This is a genomic window from Paraburkholderia sp. SIMBA_030 (assembly GCF_046535245.1).
In the GTDB taxonomy this organism is placed as follows: Bacteria; Pseudomonadota; Gammaproteobacteria; order Burkholderiales; family Burkholderiaceae; genus Paraburkholderia.
Window position 1 is genome coordinate 257,364 of the sequence record NZ_JAWRXB010000007.1, and the last position, 15,723, is coordinate 273,086.

Sequence of the window (15,723 nt, forward strand, 5' to 3'; positions counted from 1 at the left end):
GATCTTTAATTGTTCTTCTAATTCAACACGAGCCGAGACGCGGCTATCGCAGCACACCATCTTAGAAACGCGCAAAAGCGGAGAAGCGAGATGAATCGGGGTAGGGCCTTAATTAAGGAAGTCCTTGCAGCACTTGTCGTGCGGACGGGCATTGCCCGAGCAACGCGCGCATGGTTATGGCGCGACCGGGTAGCCATCCTGCTCTATCACGACCCTGATCCGGCGACTCTCGACCGGCATCTCACTTACCTTCGGAACATATGTGAACTGGTGCCGCTGACAGACGTCACCGTGCCCAGCCGAGGGCGTCCGCGCGCGGCCATTACTTTCGACGACGGACATGTGGGCAACGCAAAATTATTGCCCGTCTTCATTAAGCACCAGGTGCGGCCGACGATCTTCCTTTGCAGCAGCATCGTCGGCCGTTCGCGTAGTCATTGGTGGCTACATCCAGGGTCACTGGAGGCAGGCCATGAACGGCTGAAGCGAATGACGAATACGGAACGCCTTGCCGAGCTCGCGGCACATGGCTACCATCAGGACGCGGACGATAGGGCGACCGGCCTGAGCACCGATCAGATAGAAGCTATGCGTGCGCACGTGGACTTTCAGGCGCATACGCGATTTCATCCCGTGCTGACGCGCTGCAGCGATAGCGAATGTGCAGACGAAATTGGCACCAGCAAGCATGAAATTGAAACACTGCTGCGCGATGCCTGCGAACACTTTGCCTACCCGAACGGAAACTATGGCGATCGGGAAGTCTGCTTCGTGGCGGCGGCGGGATACAAGAGTGCGCGCACATGCGATGTCGGCTGGAGCGATCATCGCAGCGATCCGTTTCGACTGCGCACGATCATCATTGACGATGATGCGTCGACGCGGCGATTCGCGGCGCAATTAACGGGCATTCCGCTGTTTCTTCATTATCTGAAGAAAGGTGGCGGATGGAAGGGACAGTTTCCTCAGTTCTGAGATTGCACCGCACTCTTGCTCCGTGCAGTGGCAAACATAACCGTCGAAAAAGACGCGCTAGTATCTGCCGAGGGGAATATTTCCAGTTCTTACCTCCCGCGTTTTGCTTGATCGCATTGTGCAACAAAAAAGGAGCGGGGGACATGCAGCGCTGCAGGGTCTTGCTGATCAACGATTTCCTGCACAAGGGCGGCGCGGAGATTGTCTATGAACAATCCGCCCGGCTCCTGAGTACTTTATCCGGGGTCGATGTCGAATGCTTCGACGACAGTCGTTTCGTCATGCAAACTTCTATGAAGTCCCGAATATGGAATCCTGCCGCGGCTCGCGCGCTCGAGAACACCATTCTCAGGTTCAAGCCGCATCGCGTGCTGGTACACAACTACCATAACGCGCTCTCGCCTTCGGTACTGGGTGTTATCGCGCGTCATAAGCGCAGTCTCGGATACCGCACGTACCATACGTGCCACGACTACCATCTCGTCTATTACAACCCCGCGCTGCAATACTTCAAAAAGGGGCGGCCCGAGATTCTCCCGCTAGAAGCGTTGAGTACCCGCGCAGCGCTCAAGCTTCGTTCGTCGCCGAAAGGCTTGATGCACGACCTCATGACGAAGACATACTGGCATGTCGTGCGAGCGGCATGCCAACCGTCGCGCGTATTCGATCAGATACTTTGCCCCAGTGCGTACATGCAGGAGGCACTGAACCGATGCGGTATTGCCAATACGGTGATCCTGCATAATCCGTCCTCCGTGCCCGCTGCGCTGATTCCGTCGCCTATCCGTGGCAAAGAGCGCTTCAACCTCGCATTCGCTGGGAGACTCGCGCAGGAAAAAGGTCTTCGGCAATTCATCGAGCTCGCGCAAGCGGCGGACTTCAGGCATATCGAGTCGATCGGTGTGTATGGCGAGGGTCCAGAGCGCGCAGTCATCGAGCAACGCTTCGCGTCACTCATCGAGCGAGGCAAGGTGATTTTTTTCGGCAGCTTGCCGCAGGAGCGGTTGTTCGCGGAAATTCAGCGTTTCGCCGATGCGGTCATCGTGCCGTCGGTGTGTGCGGAAAACGCGCCGCTCATCGTCATCGAGGCTGCGATGCTCGGCTTGCCTGCGCTCGTTCGCGATGGCGGCAGCATGGCCACGACAGCGGATGCGGTCGGCAATAAGATCAAATTCAGCACAGGTCCGGATAGTTTGAAGCTGGCGCTTGCAGAACTGGCCACCCATCTTTCGAACCCTGAAAGAAGGTACGAGGTCAGCGAATACTTGCCCGAGTACTATGCGGAACGCCTTGCCGAGATCATGGACCTTGCCAGGATCATGGATGTTGGCCAAGTACCGGTGCTTGCCCCGCACCACGAGTTCGCCGTACAGAACACCCAATCATCAGATAGTTCCGCAGCGATGGCGTCCAGGCGTATGCCCTAGTTGGCCTTCGCTCGCAAGGGCTTGCCGAGGCGCATCGCAGCTTGTCGAGACCGACGATGCAAAGCGCTACGCGGACGCCATTGTTCTCGCATTAGGACAGGCGCGGGCGCAACGCTCGCTCGCCGGTCTGACGCTCCGGGATACCGCTGCCCGCTACCGGGCGATTGCGCATCAAGTGTGTCCTGCCGTGCCGGCTCAGTAGTCTTGGTGGTTTGTTTGAGTTTGTGCGGCCGGTCGCGGTCCTCCCTGTCCGCGTATCGATCGATGACGGCTCAATGGTGGGTTGCCGGGTTGCTTTCCTCGTGCGGCGGGGCAGGCGCGGGATCGGCCGGCGGCGCGCTCGTGAATTCCGGCTCCCGCATTGCATGCTCGACGAGGCGCCTCGCTTCTCCACTACTCGAGTCGACTAGCAGCGCGGTGCCGGCGTTGAGCCGCACACATGCCCATTGCTCGATGTATTTGCAGCCGCGCGCGATGCTGAGCAGCGCGTCGCGCTGCTGTTCGCGCTCGCTCAGGGCGGAGCGCATGCGTAACGCGTCGAGGTTGTCCGGTTGCGCGGCGATGGCTGCTTTGAGCCTTGCTTTGGTCGCCGACAAATTGCTCTGTTGCAGGTCGGCGTGAGCGGCGCGGAGGTGCTTCGAAACGTCGACACGAGGTTTGTCCGGATTGTTGCTTGCGGTGCGCTTCACGTCGGGCGCTGCCGCTCTCACTGTCGCTGCCGCGTGACGTGGAACGGGCGGCGCGGCAACAGGCGGCGACACGGCGGCGGGCCGCTGTGCAATGGCGGCAGTGGCCGCAGGCGGCTTGATTTTCTGGGTCGTCACTCTGCCGGATACCACAGGGGCGCTGGTGTCCGAGTCGCTGCGCTGTCTGATGAAGCCGAGATACGCGACGAATGCCAGTACGAGAGACAGCAATCCAAGGGCCGCGGAGCGGAGCAATCTTCGATGGCTGGGAGCGGTGGTGGTTGGCTCGCAGGTCAGATAGAACGAATCGCTTACGGCTCTCGAGGAGGCATGCCACGGCTTCGGCAGCGGTTGCCGCGTGACAGGCAACGATTGGGTCGGGGCCAATGCGACCTTGGTGGACGACGCAGGCGCCGGGCGCACGGCGAGCGAATCGATTGGGCGCGCATGGCACGCAGGGCAGGGCGCGAAGCGTCCGGCTAGCGCTGCACCGCAGTGCGCGCATCGGGGGAACTCATGCTGATCGGACTTGATGTCGCTAAGCATTGCCATGTCGCAAACGGGCGTCGACTGCCGGCGCCGCGGTCAAAAATAACAAGGCACAGAACAGGGCACGACAAGGGGGCTGCAAAAGGGATTACTGCATCACGACGTAACCCCGCGCTTGCATGCATGCCCCATATGCCGCCCAGTACCGCGTCATCGGTGGTTCGCGCGCCGGCAACGGCGGCAGCGTCACTTCGGGCCCTTGGGCCGTCTGTGGCGCACTGGCCGCCGCCGTCGCCGAGGCGCTGGTACCGGCGCTGGCCGACGATGCCGCAGTCGTTGCGGATGCTGCAGTCGCTGCGGTCGTGGCGGATGCCGCAGTCGTCGCAGTCGTTGCCGATGCCGCAGTCGTTGCGGACGCTGCCTTGTTCGTTGCCGTGGCCGCAGCAGGTGCGCTTGCCCCAAAGGCAGGCGCGGCAGCAGCAGGCATGCTCGCGCCCATTGGGGTCGCTAAAAAGCTGCTAGGGGGCAACGGCGGCCGCGACGGGATACCTGTCGACGAGGTTTTCGACGGCGGGGGCGCGCGCGGCGGAATTTGCGATTCGTGGGCGATGTTGATTTTCGTCTGCTTGTTGGCGGTGGCAAAGCACATCGCCGTGTCGATGCTGCGCTCGTACGGGCTCTGACTTCGAATCGGATATATCGCCGGCATCCACGCCTGAGCAGCACTGCTTAACAACAGCAGCATTAAACCGATCGTTATTCTGTGTCCCATCGCAGACGCTCCCACAGCGACGTTTCGGCGATCTCGGGCTGTCCAGTCGCCGCTTTTCGCAGGTATGTCTCATGGCAGCCGAACTCGCCGCTGAAAGGCGGCTCACGAACGCGCAGGCTGCCTGTTCAGCGTAACACCGCTCTTTGGCGACGCAATGTGCCGGATAGCGCGCATAAACGCCATCCTTCAGTCGAATCAGGACATATTTGTTAGTTCGCGTGCGGATCGACGCAATTGGTAGGGGATATCCCCAGGCGTGGAGTTCAGTGCCGGGTTTTTTTAAGCTCCATGCGTGCCCTTGAGCAAACGAACCGCGAATTCCGAGCACTTTCGCTGCACCCGAAGGAGTTGCCCGAACAACAATGAAAATTCTGCCAGACGCCCTCGCGTGCGAAGCATGACGACGTGTGTTTCGTGCCATGTGCGCCGATTCGCCCAGTTCGCTTTGTATTCGGCGTAGAGGGGACGAAAATCGAAATCGCGACCGTTGGCGTGAGACCATTTAACGAGGAACTCCGCAAGCAGGGCGCCGACCGAACACCTGGCAAATGCCTCGTCGTATGTCGTTACGAACCCTTCGACGGTGCGGGACCCCACCAGGTTGACCGACGCGGCGACAGGAACGCCTTCCACCTTCACGAAGGCGACGAGCGGAACCGTCGAGAGATCCGTGCGCCGCGCCAGTTCGATAAAGAAATCCCGCACTCGAGCGTCCCTCAAGTAGGAAACGCTCACGCCGCGACGCGCGGCCCAACGGCGTTTCATGTCGAATAGCCAGCTTAGAACCGCGACGGCGTCCGATACCGTTCGACACCAGCCGAATTCAGGGTGGCCTTGTGCTTCGAGCCGTTTGTGCCGATATCGCAAGGTGCTGCGAAGCGACTTCGGCAGCGTCGATACGAAGTCGCTCCACCGCGGAACGTCTCGCAGCACGATCGAAAACCCGGGCAGGACACGCCACCGTGCAGGCACCCGCGCGAGCACCCAGGACTGCGGAAGGGCATCGAGCGCCTCCTGCAACACGCTGCCGCGACGCACGAGCGGGATCTCCAGAATGTCCGCATCGACCTGCCTGATCGCTGCGACTGCAGCGGCGTAGACGGCGCGGTTTGCGCCGGCTCTGACGAGCGGTTGCCCGTACTCTTCGCCGGTCCCGCAGGTCAGCCCCCTCGCAACCCGCACGAGACCACGCCGGACGACCGAAACGGGCCACAACGCGAGCAACGACCGATCGCCGTACACCATCGCCACACTGACGCTTTCACCTTTTGCCAATGCATGCGATGCAGCTAGCTCGCAATACTCGAATGTCATATGCCCAGGACAGTCGTCGGCATTGGCAGAGAGCGCGCGCCACGCTTCGCGCAATGACGTCAACGTCGCGAGAGATTCAATTTCCCGAACTTCGTTCGTGAGCGGCGCTTCCGTCCATGGGCTCGTCCATTTCACTGCCGGCGCTCCCGGCAAGAGAAGCCCTGGCTTGTTCATATCATTTCTCCTACCTTTGATTTTCGGCTAACCGACTTGCAATTCCCGGGCTCCGGACAATGATCCCGGCGTGCTTGGTTTGTAAGACTTGCGTGCAAGCATTACCCACTTTTGCGAGCAATAGTCGTACCCATGAATCGCGGAACTGCGCCACGGATTGCGCATGCCGTCCGGCATGCGGCTTGCGGTGCTCTATTACCGAGTCGAGAGCCGCGCGCAGGTGGGACGTCGATGAGCGTATATGACGAGCAGGTAGTAATGGATTCCCCGATCCGCGCTCGGACCGTCGTGTCGACGGGAGCGGACGCATCGCTGCGCTCCGAGTGTTCGACGCCCATTTCGATATTTCATGAGCCCTGGTGGCTCGACGTCGCGACCGGTGGCCACTGGGGAAAGGCGAGCGTCGTGCACGGCAACCAGTTGCTGGGCGAGATGCCTTATTACGTCGCCCACAAGGGGATCTGGCGCGTCTCACGCCTGCCGCCTCTGACGCGGACGCTGGGACCCGTCATCAAGCCGATGGGACTCGAGCCCGCACACGAATTTCGTCACCGGCTGCATGTTACGTCGCAAATCATTGAACAGCTGCCTCGTGTCGACAGCTTCTTTCAGGTGTTCGACTATCACGTGCAAGACGCGCTCGCCTTCGCGTTGCACGGCTTCACGGTTTCCGCCCGGTACACGTTTCAGGTCTCGCCGCTTTGCAACACAGCCGACCTGTGGGCACGCATGCACTGCAAGACACGAAACGTGATCCGCAGCGCCGCTGAAACGCTGAAAGTCGCGCCGATTGAGGCACCGAAGCAATTCCTGAACTTCTATGAAGCGAATCTCGCGTCGCAATCGCGCGAGAACGCCTACGGAATCGCCGTAATGGAGGCACTCATACGTGCGTTTGTCGAGCACCGGGCCGGTTGTCTGCTCGGCGCTTATGATCGCGGCGGGCGGTTGGCTGGCGCTATCGGTCTCGTCTGGGATCGTGAGACGATGTACTTCCTGCTGTCGACGCGCGCACAGGGCTCGCACAATGGAGCGATCAGTCTCCTGCTTTGGACGGCAATCCAGGATGCGATCAACCGCCATCTCACGTTTGATTTCGACGGCTTTTCCTGTGTCTCCACCTTCAATTTCCTGAACGGCTTCGGTGGATCGCTCAAGCAACGGCTCGGGGTCGAACTCTCGGGCATGGTGTACTCGGTCGCGAGAACGCTCAAGCGCACAGTTGCGGCAAAAGCGGGCGAATCTTTTGCGCCTTACTTGTGAGCGCTGAACTGAAAGCCGCATCTTCCCTGTCTCTACGCCGGCGTGCGAGCGCACGTCGCTGCTCCGGCAAGCGACTCGGCGAGGCCGAGGACGTTCGTCGCGAAGAGCATGGGCGTCCAGCGACGGATCGACGATGCGGCATTCTGCGAGAATCGCTCGCGCAACGCGTCATCCGCGGCCAGTCGCGCGATCCGGTCCGCCAAAGCCGGGACGTCGCCCGGCTCGACGATGAAGCCGTTTATACCGTCCAGCACCAGTTCGTTTGCCACGCCGCAGGTGCGGGTCACGATCGCGGGCTTGCCGGCGGCGAACGCCTCGCTAATGCAAAGTCCCCACTGATCGAACGCGCTCGCGAGCACGGCAAACTCCGCAAGCGAATAGATGGCCGGCATGTCCCGGTTCGCGACGCAACCGAGTATCTTTACGCGATCGTTCATGTCCCGCTGAGCGATTGCCTTGCGGATTTCTGCGCTGCATGGGCCTTGTCCCACCAGCACGAGAGAGAGTCCCGCTGCATGCACGCCTGAGCGCCAGAAGGCCTCGATCAGCAGATCGATATTCTTGCGCTTGACGAACCGGCTGACGCAAACCATGTAGCGCGCAGGAAGGCCGAAGCTGCCTCGAAGCGTCGACGCGCTCGCCAGGGCCGCACGGGAGGCGGCCGAAAAATAATCGACGTCGATCACGTCGAAGCCGATTCGCGATCGAGTCATCGGAATACCCAGCGATTGCGCGTAAGCGCGGTGTCTCTCGCCGGCGACCAAGGCCGCGTCGAATTCCGAGACGAGCACCCGCTTCAAGCGTTCCTTGAGCGCGTATCGCTTACCGTCATCGGCTTTCGAGTCCGACATGTAGATCAGTGGGAAGCGTTTTGTCAGACCCTTTAGCAGCAACAGGAAGATCGAATAGTACGTGTTGTAGCCAAGCGTTACGGCGACATCGGGCTCGAATCGACGTAGCGCCGTGAGTAATCCAGTGCCGACGCGCGACCATTGACGATCCGCCTCGCCGGCATCTTCGACCAACGTGACGGCGTTCGCCGGCGAGCCCTGAAAGAATGCGGCGCGGCGCTCTTGTGGAAAGCGATAAACGCCGGATTTTCCGAATACTTCGACGAGCGAAACTTGATGCCCGCGGGCGGCTGCAAGTTTTGCCAGCGCCTCGTATCGAGGAACGTGATAGTCGCTCAGGTTGCCGATGACGAAAAGTAGACGCATTGGAACGCAAAAGTACGGTAGTGGAGCGACAGGGGCGGCGTCAGCTGCATGTGCAGCAATCGCCGTGCCCGAGCCGCCTTGCGGTACTCTCGCAACACAAGACGGCGGCGGCACGGGATTGCGATCGACGATGGGCTGCCCATTGACCGTCGACGTGATCTGGGCGGCCTTATGTCAGCGACGGAATGATAGGGTTTTCCCTGAAGTCGCGAAAACCGCTGCCACCAGCCCCACATCCCTTCTTGAATTTGTCACCGCGCGTCCATATAATTAGCACTCGCTGCACGAGAGTGCTAACAACATCGCCGGTTGGCTTAGCCAACTGGGTTTTCTCAGCGTTCTTCAGTCTCAATCAAGAGAGGAGTATGTATGAACCTTCGTCCTTTGCATGATCGCGTGATCGTCAAACGTCTGGATCAAGAAACCAAGACCGCGTCGGGCATCGTGATCCCCGAAGCCGCAGCAGAAAAGCCGGATCAAGGCGAAATTCTGGCAGTCGGCCCGGGCAAGCGTGACGACAAGGGCGCACAAATCGCGCTCGACGTGAAGGTTGGTGACCGCGTCCTGTTCGGCAAGTACGCAGGCCAGACCGTCAAGGTCGACGGCAACGAACTGCTGGTGATGCGCGAAGAAGACATCATGGCCGTGGTGCAGAAGTAAGCGCCAAGCGCTACTTCCCCGGTTATATCCCAAGAATTCAAGGAGTTAGAAGATGGCAGCTAAAGACGTCGTATTCGGTGATTCCGCCCGTGCCAAGATGGTTGAAGGCGTGAACATCCTCGCGAACGCTGTGAAGGTCACGCTGGGCCCGAAGGGTCGCAATGTGGTCCTGGAACGCAGCTTCGGCGGCCCGACGGTCACCAAGGATGGTGTTTCGGTCGCAAAAGAAATCGAACTGAAAGACAAGCTCCAGAACATGGGCGCACAAATGGTCAAGGAAGTGGCTTCCAAGACCAGCGACAACGCAGGCGACGGCACCACGACCGCAACGGTTCTGGCTCAGTCGATCGTTCGCGAAGGCATGAAGTATGTTGCATCGGGCATGAACCCGATGGATCTGAAGCGCGGTATCGACAAGGCTGTGACGGCCGCTATCGAAGAACTGCGCAAGATCAGCAAGCCGTGCACGACCAACAAGGAAATCGCTCAAGTCGGCGCGATCTCGGCGAACAGCGATTCGTCGATCGGCGACCGTATCGCTGAAGCGATGGACAAGGTCGGCAAGGAAGGCGTGATCACGGTTGAAGACGGCAAGTCGTTGCAAGACGAACTGGACGTTGTCGAAGGTATGCAATTCGACCGCGGCTATCTGTCGCCGTACTTCATCAACAACCCGGACAAGCAAGTTGCCGTGCTCGAGAACCCGTTCGTGCTGCTGCACGACAAGAAGGTGTCGAACATCCGCGATCTGCTGCCGGTACTGGAACAGGTCGCCAAGGCTGGCCGTCCGCTGCTGATCATCGCGGAAGACGTCGAAGGCGAAGCGCTGGCTACGCTGGTGGTGAACAACATCCGCGGCATCCTGAAGACGGTGGCTGTGAAGGCTCCGGGCTTCGGCGATCGCCGTAAGGCCATGCTGGAAGACATCGCGATCCTGACCGGCGGTCAAGTCATCGCTGAAGAAACCGGCCTGACGCTCGAAAAGGCAACGCTGGCTGAACTGGGCCAGGCGAAGCGTATCGAAGTGGGCAAGGAAAATACCACGATCATCGACGGCGCTGGCGAAGCTGCAAACATCGAAGCACGTGTGAAGCAAGTTCGCACGCAAATCGAAGAAGCTACGTCGGACTACGACCGTGAAAAGCTGCAAGAGCGCGTTGCCAAGCTGGCAGGCGGTGTTGCAGTGATCAAGGTCGGCGCTGCGACCGAAGTCGAAATGAAGGAAAAGAAGGCACGTGTCGAAGACGCACTGCACGCAACGCGCGCAGCTGTGGAAGAAGGCATCGTTGCTGGCGGCGGCGTCGCACTGATCCGCGCACGTACGGCAATCGCCGGCCTGAAGGGCGCTAACGCCGATCAGGACGCAGGTATCAAGATCGTGCTGCGCGCGATGGAAGAGCCGCTGCGCCAGATCGTCACGAACGGCGGCGAAGAGGCCAGCGTCGTGGTGGCAGCAGTTGCAGCCGGCAAGGGCAACTTCGGCTACAACGCGGCAACCGGCGAGTACGTCGACCTGGTTGACGCAGGTGTCGTGGACCCGACGAAGGTGACGCGCACGGCGCTGCAAAACGCAGCTTCGGTCGCAGGCCTGCTGTTGACCACCGACGCAGCTGTGTGCGAACTGCCGAAGGAAGATGCTCCGATGGGCGGCGGCATGCCCGGCGGCATGGGCGGCATGGGCATGGACATGTAATTTCGGTGGGCCTCGCTCGCGAGGCTCGTTGGAAACACATGGGGAAGCGCGCCGCAAGGCGTGCTTCCCAAAAGAAAAAACCCGCAGAAATGCGGGTTTTTTTACGGGCGCCTGCTATTTGCCTGGCAGGCGCGCTGAAGGACGCCTCAATGCTCAATGCCGCGCTTCGCCCGGCGCCACATCCTTGCCGGCCGTCGGCGGCGTTTCGTCATCGCTGCTGCGTGCCCAGAAGAACCGATCCGGCAGATACGCGCCCATGCCAGGCCTGAAAGCGTTGCGCACCGCCTGATACAGATATTCCTGCGCCTCGCGCACCGCTTCGGCCGGGTCCTGACCATTGGCCAGCAAAGCGGCAATCGCCGCGCCCAGCGTATCGGTAATGCCCATGATGCGATGGCTGCCGCGGTCCCACATATCCTGACGCAATTGGCCGTCTTCGCTGTACAACGTATTGACGAGCCGATGCGTGCCGGTTTCCGTCGACAGAATGTATTCGCAGCCTTGCGACAGCAGATGCGAGATCGCCGCATCGAGACTCGGCGCTTCGGCGTCGCCGTCCGGTTGGGCGAGAGCGAGCAGCGTGGTGTGGTCGGCGACCAGCAGCGTGGTTTGCGGCGCGAGCAGATCGGCGATCGCTTCGCGCAGTTCGTCGGCGGCGAGCACGTGTTCGTCGTCGAGCGTGAAGTCGGGTGCGAGTATCAGCGGGATGTCGTCGTAATCGGCGACCACCTCGGCGATCGCGCTCACCACTTCCGCGCGCGTGCACGCACCGACCTTGAACGCGGCGATCGGCATGTCTTCGAGCAGCATCCGCGCCTGGGTCGCGACCACTTCCGGGTCGAGTCCGGTGACCTCATCGCAGCTGGCCGAGTCGCGCACCGTATAGCCGGTGAGCACCGTGACACCGTGACATCCCATGCTGGCGAGTGTCATCAGGTCGGCTTGCAGGCCGGAGCCGCCGGTGGGATCGGAAAGGCCGAAGGTGAGGACGATCGGAGGCGTGTCGCTGGGCATGAAAATTGACTAAAGGGAACGTGTATTTAAGCGCAACCGGTGCGCAATCGGCTCAATTATGCGGCCTAATGCGTCGCGGGGGCGTTTTTTCGCATCCTCGGGCCGCCGGCCTAAAGCCAGCCGCGTGCCAGCAGCGGCATGACGCCGCAACCCTCATGCAAGCCGGCTCGACCGGCATAGCCAAAGCCGCCGCACGCTAGAGTATGCGTTTCTGGTTGCTAGGCATTGGGGCGGCAACACGGTACCATCATGGCTCCCGTTTCAATGGACTCTAAGACGCGACACAAGAATGGAATATCAAAGCTGGATGTGCCTGATTTGCGGCTGGATTTACGACGAAGAAGCCGGTTTGCCGGACGAAGGCATTGCGCCGGGCACGCGCTGGGAGGACGTGCCGATCAACTGGACGTGTCCCGAATGCGGGGCGCGCAAAGAAGACTTCGAGATGGTCCAGATCTGAGGTTCTCGATTGTGCCGTGTCGCAGCGGTAGTCTGTCATTGTTCTGTCGCCACTTCGCGCGCTAGCCGGTTAATCGGTGCGCGGCGCTCGCGACGGCCCGTCAGCTTCGTGTCGCCTGCCCATGACTCTTCGATCCGCTGCACCCGATTCCTTCGATGCATTGCCGAATCCACGCGGCGGCGCTGTCCGTTCCGCCGAGCTCGCGCTGGCAGAGGCGCTGCTAGCGTTCGAGCAGCACGGCGAGAGCACCGCAGCGTTGCTGCGCGCGTCGCACGCCTTGCGCGAAGCCGGCTGGCTCGGCGCGCAGCGTTTCGCAGGCGCGCTGGTGCTGGTGTCGCCGCTGGCATCGGGCCATCCAGCAGACGCCGACAGCGCGCGGCCTGCATTCGGTGCGGCGCTGAACGATTTCCGCGCGGCCCTCGAGCGTCACAATCTGCGCGAACTGTCCTGTTCGCCAACACTGTTTACCCACTATCGCGCGCTCGGCGCGCATCTATCGCAGCACACGCCCGGTTCCACGGTTGCCTTCGAAGACCTCGCGCTGGCCGCACGCCCGGTGCCGCCGGTGTCGCTGCATGCCCAGTCCGCCGATCAGCTGGCCCATTTGCGCGCGCGCTACGAGCGGGCGTTGCTGCCGGTGTTGCGCTCGCATCCCGATAACAGCGGCGCGGCGCTCGCCGCCACGAACGCCGCGCTCGACGAACTGGACGCCTGCCTCACCGAACTCACCGGCCCTGATCCCTACGATTTCTGGCGGCTCGCGAAAGCGTGCGCCAAGGCGTTGCGCGTCGGCGGCCGTGCCACCGGAGACACCGACGCGCGGCGTTTCTACGCCCGCTGCAATCTGGCGCTAGCCGATCATGCGCGCGGCATCCAGCGCGCGCCGCGCTCGCTGGTGCGCGCGACGCTTGCACTGTTGTGGCGCGATTACGCGCTATTCGGCGCCGCGGCGGAAGACGCCGATCAGGTCGAGGTGCTGCATGACTACGGCTTGACGGTCGATTGGCACGTCGCCGGCACCCAGGCATCGGAAATGCTCTGGGAAGCAGGTGCCGCGCAGGCGCAGGCGTTTACCGCCGCACGCGCCATGCTGACGCGCGAACTGGGCGTGCTGACCGTTAACGCGCACGCCTACGAAGATTTTCTGCAAACGGCGGATGCATCGATCTCCGCTTTGACCGAGCACGCCCGCGCCGCGGACCAGCCCGAGAAAGCCGATCCGAGCGAAGCGCTGCAAGCAGGCGACGCCGCCTACCGGCTCGGCGCCGCTGCCTGCGCGCTGGGCCTCGGCCACGTGGCGCTGGTGGCCGATGCGCTGGGGCTCGCGTGGCGCCGTCGCGCGCATGCTGGCGTGTCGACGCCGGCGGTGCGCTCGCATGTGATCGTCGGTGCGCCGGCGGCGAGGACGCTCGAGCAAACCGCTGAAGCATTGCGCGCGATGTTGCACAAGGTGGCCGCTGGCGTGGCGCCGCCAGGCAGCGCCGCGGCGCTGGCCGCGTTGACGCGGGCGATCGAGCAGGGCGGGCCCTGAACCGCATCCGCATGGCGCGTGCGGCGCCCCGGAGCGCATCGGTAGCACGCAGGAATGCGGAGGAGCCGGGAAGAACCTCAAGACGAGCAGCATGCGCGTCGAAAACACCTCCATCGCACACCTGGCCTAGGCCTGCGTGCGTGATAGAGTGCAACTTGAATCGCCGTCGATGGCTCGCGGTCCCGCGCTCAAAGCCCGCCATCCTGCACCGTCTTTGCTAAAATCCGAACTATGTCCAAGAGTACCGATCGCATCAATCTGACCAACCAGTTCCTGATCGCCATGCCGAACATGGCCGATCCCACGTTTTCAGGAACGGTGGTCTACCTTTGCGATCACAGTGAGCGCGGCGCGCTCGGCCTCGTGATCAACCGGCCGACCGATATCGACCTTGAAGCGCTCTTCAGCCGCATCGATCTCAAACTCGAGATCGAACCCCTTCTGCATGTGCCCGTGTATTTCGGCGGCCCGGTGCAAACCGAGCGCGGCTTCGTGCTGCACGATCCGAAAGACGGCAATACCTACACGTCGTCGATGTCGGTGCCCGGCGGGCTCGAAATGACCACCTCGAAAGACGTGCTCGAAGCCGTCGCAGGCGGCACCGGCCCGGAACGTTTCCTGCTCACGCTCGGCCACGCCGGCTGGGGCGCGGGCCAGCTCGAAGAAGAGATTTCGAAGAACGGCTGGCTCACGGTTGAAGCCGACCCGAAAATCGTCTTCGACGTGCCCGCTGAAGAGCGTTTCGAAGCCGCACTCGCGTTGCTCGGCGTTTCGCTGTCGATGCTGTCGGGCGAAGCAGGTCACGCTTGACTGCTCCCCTCCCTAAAGGAAGGGGATTCCCACTTCACAGACGGCAACCCAACTTCATCTCAAAGAGACATGGGACTTACGCTTTCTCCATGGGCTGACGCCGCCAGTCCGGCGGCCAAAACATTGCGCGCAGCGTTGATGTCGCGATCATGGATGCTGCCGCATTCCGGGCAGGTCCATGCGCGGATATTCAGCGGCATCTTGCCCACTGTATGTCCGCAATCGCTGCATCGTTTGCTTGACGGGTACCACCTGTCGATGCCGACCAACGTGCGTACGTACCACTGCGCTTTGTACTCTAGTTGCCGGGTGAACTCGGACCAGCTTGCATCGCTAATCGACTTTGCAAGGCAACGGTTCTTCTGCATGTTGCTGACGGCAAGGCTTTCGATGGCGATCACTTGGTTTTCGTTTATCAGCCGGCTCGAAAGTTTGTGCAGGAAGTCCCTTCGGGAATCTGCCGTCCTGGCATGCATTCGTGCAACTTTGAGCTTCGCCTTCATGCGATTGGCGGAACCCTTTTGCTTCTTCACTAGTCGCCGTTGCAGCCTGGCGAGCTTGGCCTCGTTCTTTCGGAACGTGTTAGGGGCCGCGATCTTCTCGCCGGTAGAAAGGATGGCGAAGTGCGTCAGACCTAAGTCGATGCCAACTTTGCCGGATACCTCTGGTTTCGCGCTTACTGCGTCATCGCACAGCATCGAGACATGGTATCTGCCCGATGCGTCTTTCGACATCGTGACGGTCGTTAGCTTCGCTCCCTTCGGGATAGTGCGTGACCATCGAATCGCAAGCGGCGCATCCATCTTCGCGAGTTTCAATGACGCACCATCCCACTTGAAAGCGCTCGTCGTGTACTCGGCAGACTGCGCGCCGTCCTTGCGCCTGAAATTCGGATACTTCGCGCGCTTGGCGAAGAAGTTCGCAAATGCCGTTTGCAAGTGGCGCAGGGCCTGCTGCACTGGAACCGAACTGACTTCGTTCAGCCATGCGTGCTCGGGTGTTTTCTTGAGCGCCGTGAGCGCTGCGGAGGTTTCGTGATATCCGACTCGTTCCTGACGCTGATACCACGCATCGGTACGCAACCGAAGCATGTGGTTATAGGCAAAACGCGCGCACCCAAACGTCCTGGCAAGAATCGCTTCTTGCTCGGGCGTCGGGTAGAACCGGAATCGGTATGCACGCTTAATGTCCATTCTTCACACAATATCATGTGTTTGTGTGAGATTGAAAATCTGGAG

At 61.2% G+C, this 15,723-nt stretch carries 14 protein-coding genes and 1 pseudogene; 10 read left to right on the forward strand and 5 right to left on the reverse strand.

The features are described from left to right. The first annotated feature begins 90 nt into the window (after window positions 1-90). The 3 genes and pseudogenes from SB772_RS14445 to SB772_RS14455 all read left to right on the forward strand — a co-directional run. Window positions 91-975 carry a polysaccharide deacetylase family protein gene (locus SB772_RS14445; RefSeq protein WP_410833914.1) on the forward strand — a complete coding sequence of 295 codons (885 nt, stop codon included), beginning with the start codon at window positions 91-93 and terminating at the stop codon, window positions 973-975. Further along, window positions 948-2,402: a glycosyltransferase gene (locus SB772_RS14450; RefSeq protein ID WP_410833915.1), complete on the forward strand. Its 1,455-nt coding sequence runs from the start codon at window positions 948-950 to the stop codon at window positions 2,400-2,402. Before SB772_RS14445 ends, SB772_RS14450 begins: the two co-directional genes overlap by 28 nt. A 37-nt stretch (window positions 2,403-2,439) precedes the next feature. Beyond that, a pseudogene (locus SB772_RS14455) lies at window positions 2,440-2,604 on the forward strand (glycosyltransferase family 1 protein); the annotation flags it as partial. 70 nt (window positions 2,605-2,674) lie between these two features. On the opposite strand, the gene SB772_RS14460 reads toward SB772_RS14455, so the two are convergent. Beyond that, entirely contained in the window at window positions 2,675-3,319 is a 645-nt protein-coding gene (locus SB772_RS14460; RefSeq protein WP_410833916.1) for a hypothetical protein, read from the reverse strand. 437 nt (window positions 3,320-3,756) lie between these two features. On the opposite strand from SB772_RS14460, the gene SB772_RS14465 reads away from it, so the two are divergent. Further along, window positions 3,757-4,260 carry a hypothetical protein gene (locus SB772_RS14465; RefSeq protein WP_410833917.1) on the forward strand — a complete coding sequence of 168 codons (504 nt, stop codon included), beginning with the start codon at window positions 3,757-3,759 and terminating at the stop codon, window positions 4,258-4,260. A gap of 368 nt (window positions 4,261-4,628) precedes the next feature. Here the strand turns inward: SB772_RS14465 and SB772_RS14470 are convergent, their stop codons facing one another. Next, window positions 4,629-5,837 carry a GNAT family N-acetyltransferase gene (locus tag SB772_RS14470; RefSeq protein ID WP_410833918.1) on the reverse strand — a complete coding sequence of 403 codons (1,209 nt, stop codon included), beginning with the start codon at window positions 5,835-5,837 and terminating at the stop codon, window positions 4,629-4,631. A gap of 258 nt (window positions 5,838-6,095) precedes the next feature. Between SB772_RS14470 and SB772_RS14475 the strand changes: the two genes are divergently transcribed. Beyond that, the gene (locus tag SB772_RS14475) at window positions 6,096-7,100 is read left to right on the forward strand and encodes a GNAT family N-acetyltransferase (protein WP_410833919.1); all 1,005 of its coding nucleotides are present in this window, start codon (window positions 6,096-6,098) and stop codon (window positions 7,098-7,100) included. 32 nt (window positions 7,101-7,132) lie between these two features. On the opposite strand, the gene SB772_RS14480 is transcribed toward SB772_RS14475, so the two are convergent. Next, window positions 7,133-8,317 (reverse strand): glycosyltransferase family 4 protein, encoded by a 1,185-nt coding sequence (locus tag SB772_RS14480; RefSeq protein ID WP_410833920.1) that lies wholly within the window; start codon window positions 8,315-8,317, stop codon window positions 7,133-7,135. A 369-nt stretch (window positions 8,318-8,686) separates the two neighbouring features. Here SB772_RS14480 and groES point away from each other — a divergent pair, with 369 nt between their 5' ends. Together groES and groL are read left to right on the forward strand one after the other, a co-directional pair. Next, the gene (gene groES / locus SB772_RS14485; RefSeq protein WP_007178996.1) at window positions 8,687-8,977 is read left to right on the forward strand and encodes a co-chaperone GroES; all 291 of its coding nucleotides are present in this window, start codon (window positions 8,687-8,689) and stop codon (window positions 8,975-8,977) included. 52 nt (window positions 8,978-9,029) lie between these two features. Continuing rightward, the gene (gene groL / locus SB772_RS14490) at window positions 9,030-10,670 is read left to right on the forward strand and encodes a chaperonin GroEL (RefSeq protein ID WP_410833921.1); all 1,641 of its coding nucleotides are present in this window, start codon (window positions 9,030-9,032) and stop codon (window positions 10,668-10,670) included. A gap of 153 nt (window positions 10,671-10,823) precedes the next feature. Here groL and SB772_RS14495 read toward each other — a convergent pair whose 3' ends face one another. After that, on the reverse strand, window positions 10,824-11,684 hold the full coding sequence (locus SB772_RS14495) for a hydroxymethylpyrimidine/phosphomethylpyrimidine kinase (RefSeq protein WP_410833922.1): 861 nt from the start codon (window positions 11,682-11,684) through the stop codon (window positions 10,824-10,826). A gap of 289 nt (window positions 11,685-11,973) precedes the next feature. Between SB772_RS14495 and SB772_RS14500 the strand changes: the two genes are divergently transcribed. The 3 genes from SB772_RS14500 to SB772_RS14510 all read left to right on the forward strand — a co-directional run bounded on the left by SB772_RS14500 (window position 11,974) and on the right by SB772_RS14510 (window position 14,485). Further along, entirely contained in the window at window positions 11,974-12,144 is a 171-nt protein-coding gene (locus tag SB772_RS14500) for a rubredoxin (RefSeq protein ID WP_006047743.1), read from the forward strand. Between the two features lie 121 nt (window positions 12,145-12,265). Further along, window positions 12,266-13,675 (forward strand): hypothetical protein, encoded by a 1,410-nt coding sequence (locus SB772_RS14505; protein ID WP_410833923.1) that lies wholly within the window; start codon window positions 12,266-12,268, stop codon window positions 13,673-13,675. A 231-nt stretch (window positions 13,676-13,906) separates the two neighbouring features. Next, entirely contained in the window at window positions 13,907-14,485 is a 579-nt protein-coding gene (locus SB772_RS14510) for a YqgE/AlgH family protein (RefSeq protein WP_410833924.1), read from the forward strand. Between the two features lie 59 nt (window positions 14,486-14,544). Here SB772_RS14510 and SB772_RS14515 read toward each other — a convergent pair whose 3' ends face one another. Then, window positions 14,545-15,678, reverse strand: a complete 1,134-nt coding sequence (locus SB772_RS14515) for an RNA-guided endonuclease InsQ/TnpB family protein (protein ID WP_410833925.1) — start codon at window positions 15,676-15,678, stop codon at window positions 14,545-14,547. Window positions 15,679-15,723 lie beyond the last annotated feature (45 nt).

Bases quoted from the DNA above. Each gene is read 5' to 3' on its own strand.
- SB772_RS14495 (WP_410833922.1), bottom strand. From the start codon at position 11,684: ATGCCCAGCGACACGCCTCCGATCGTCCTCACCTTCGGCCTTTCCGAT.
- SB772_RS14510 (WP_410833924.1), top strand. From the start codon at position 13,907: ATGTCCAAGAGTACCGATCGCATCAATCTGACCAACCAGTTCCTGATC.
- groL (WP_410833921.1), top strand. From the start codon at position 9,030: ATGGCAGCTAAAGACGTCGTATTCGGTGATTCCGCCCGTGCCAAGATG.
- groES (WP_007178996.1), top strand. From the start codon at position 8,687: ATGAACCTTCGTCCTTTGCATGATCGCGTGATCGTCAAACGTCTGGAT.
- SB772_RS14505 (WP_410833923.1), top strand. From the start codon at position 12,266: ATGACTCTTCGATCCGCTGCACCCGATTCCTTCGATGCATTGCCGAAT.
- SB772_RS14500 (WP_006047743.1), top strand. From the start codon at position 11,974: ATGGAATATCAAAGCTGGATGTGCCTGATTTGCGGCTGGATTTACGAC.
- SB772_RS14480 (WP_410833920.1), bottom strand. From the start codon at position 8,317: ATGCGTCTACTTTTCGTCATCGGCAACCTGAGCGACTATCACGTTCCT.
- SB772_RS14515 (WP_410833925.1), bottom strand. From the start codon at position 15,678: ATGGACATTAAGCGTGCATACCGATTCCGGTTCTACCCGACGCCCGAG.
- SB772_RS14470 (WP_410833918.1), bottom strand. From the start codon at position 5,837: ATGAACAAGCCAGGGCTTCTCTTGCCGGGAGCGCCGGCAGTGAAATGG.
- SB772_RS14445 (WP_410833914.1), top strand. From the start codon at position 91: ATGAATCGGGGTAGGGCCTTAATTAAGGAAGTCCTTGCAGCACTTGTC.
- SB772_RS14465 (WP_410833917.1), top strand. From the start codon at position 3,757: ATGCATGCCCCATATGCCGCCCAGTACCGCGTCATCGGTGGTTCGCGC.
- SB772_RS14475 (WP_410833919.1), top strand. From the start codon at position 6,096: ATGGATTCCCCGATCCGCGCTCGGACCGTCGTGTCGACGGGAGCGGAC.
- SB772_RS14450 (WP_410833915.1), top strand. From the start codon at position 948: ATGGAAGGGACAGTTTCCTCAGTTCTGAGATTGCACCGCACTCTTGCT.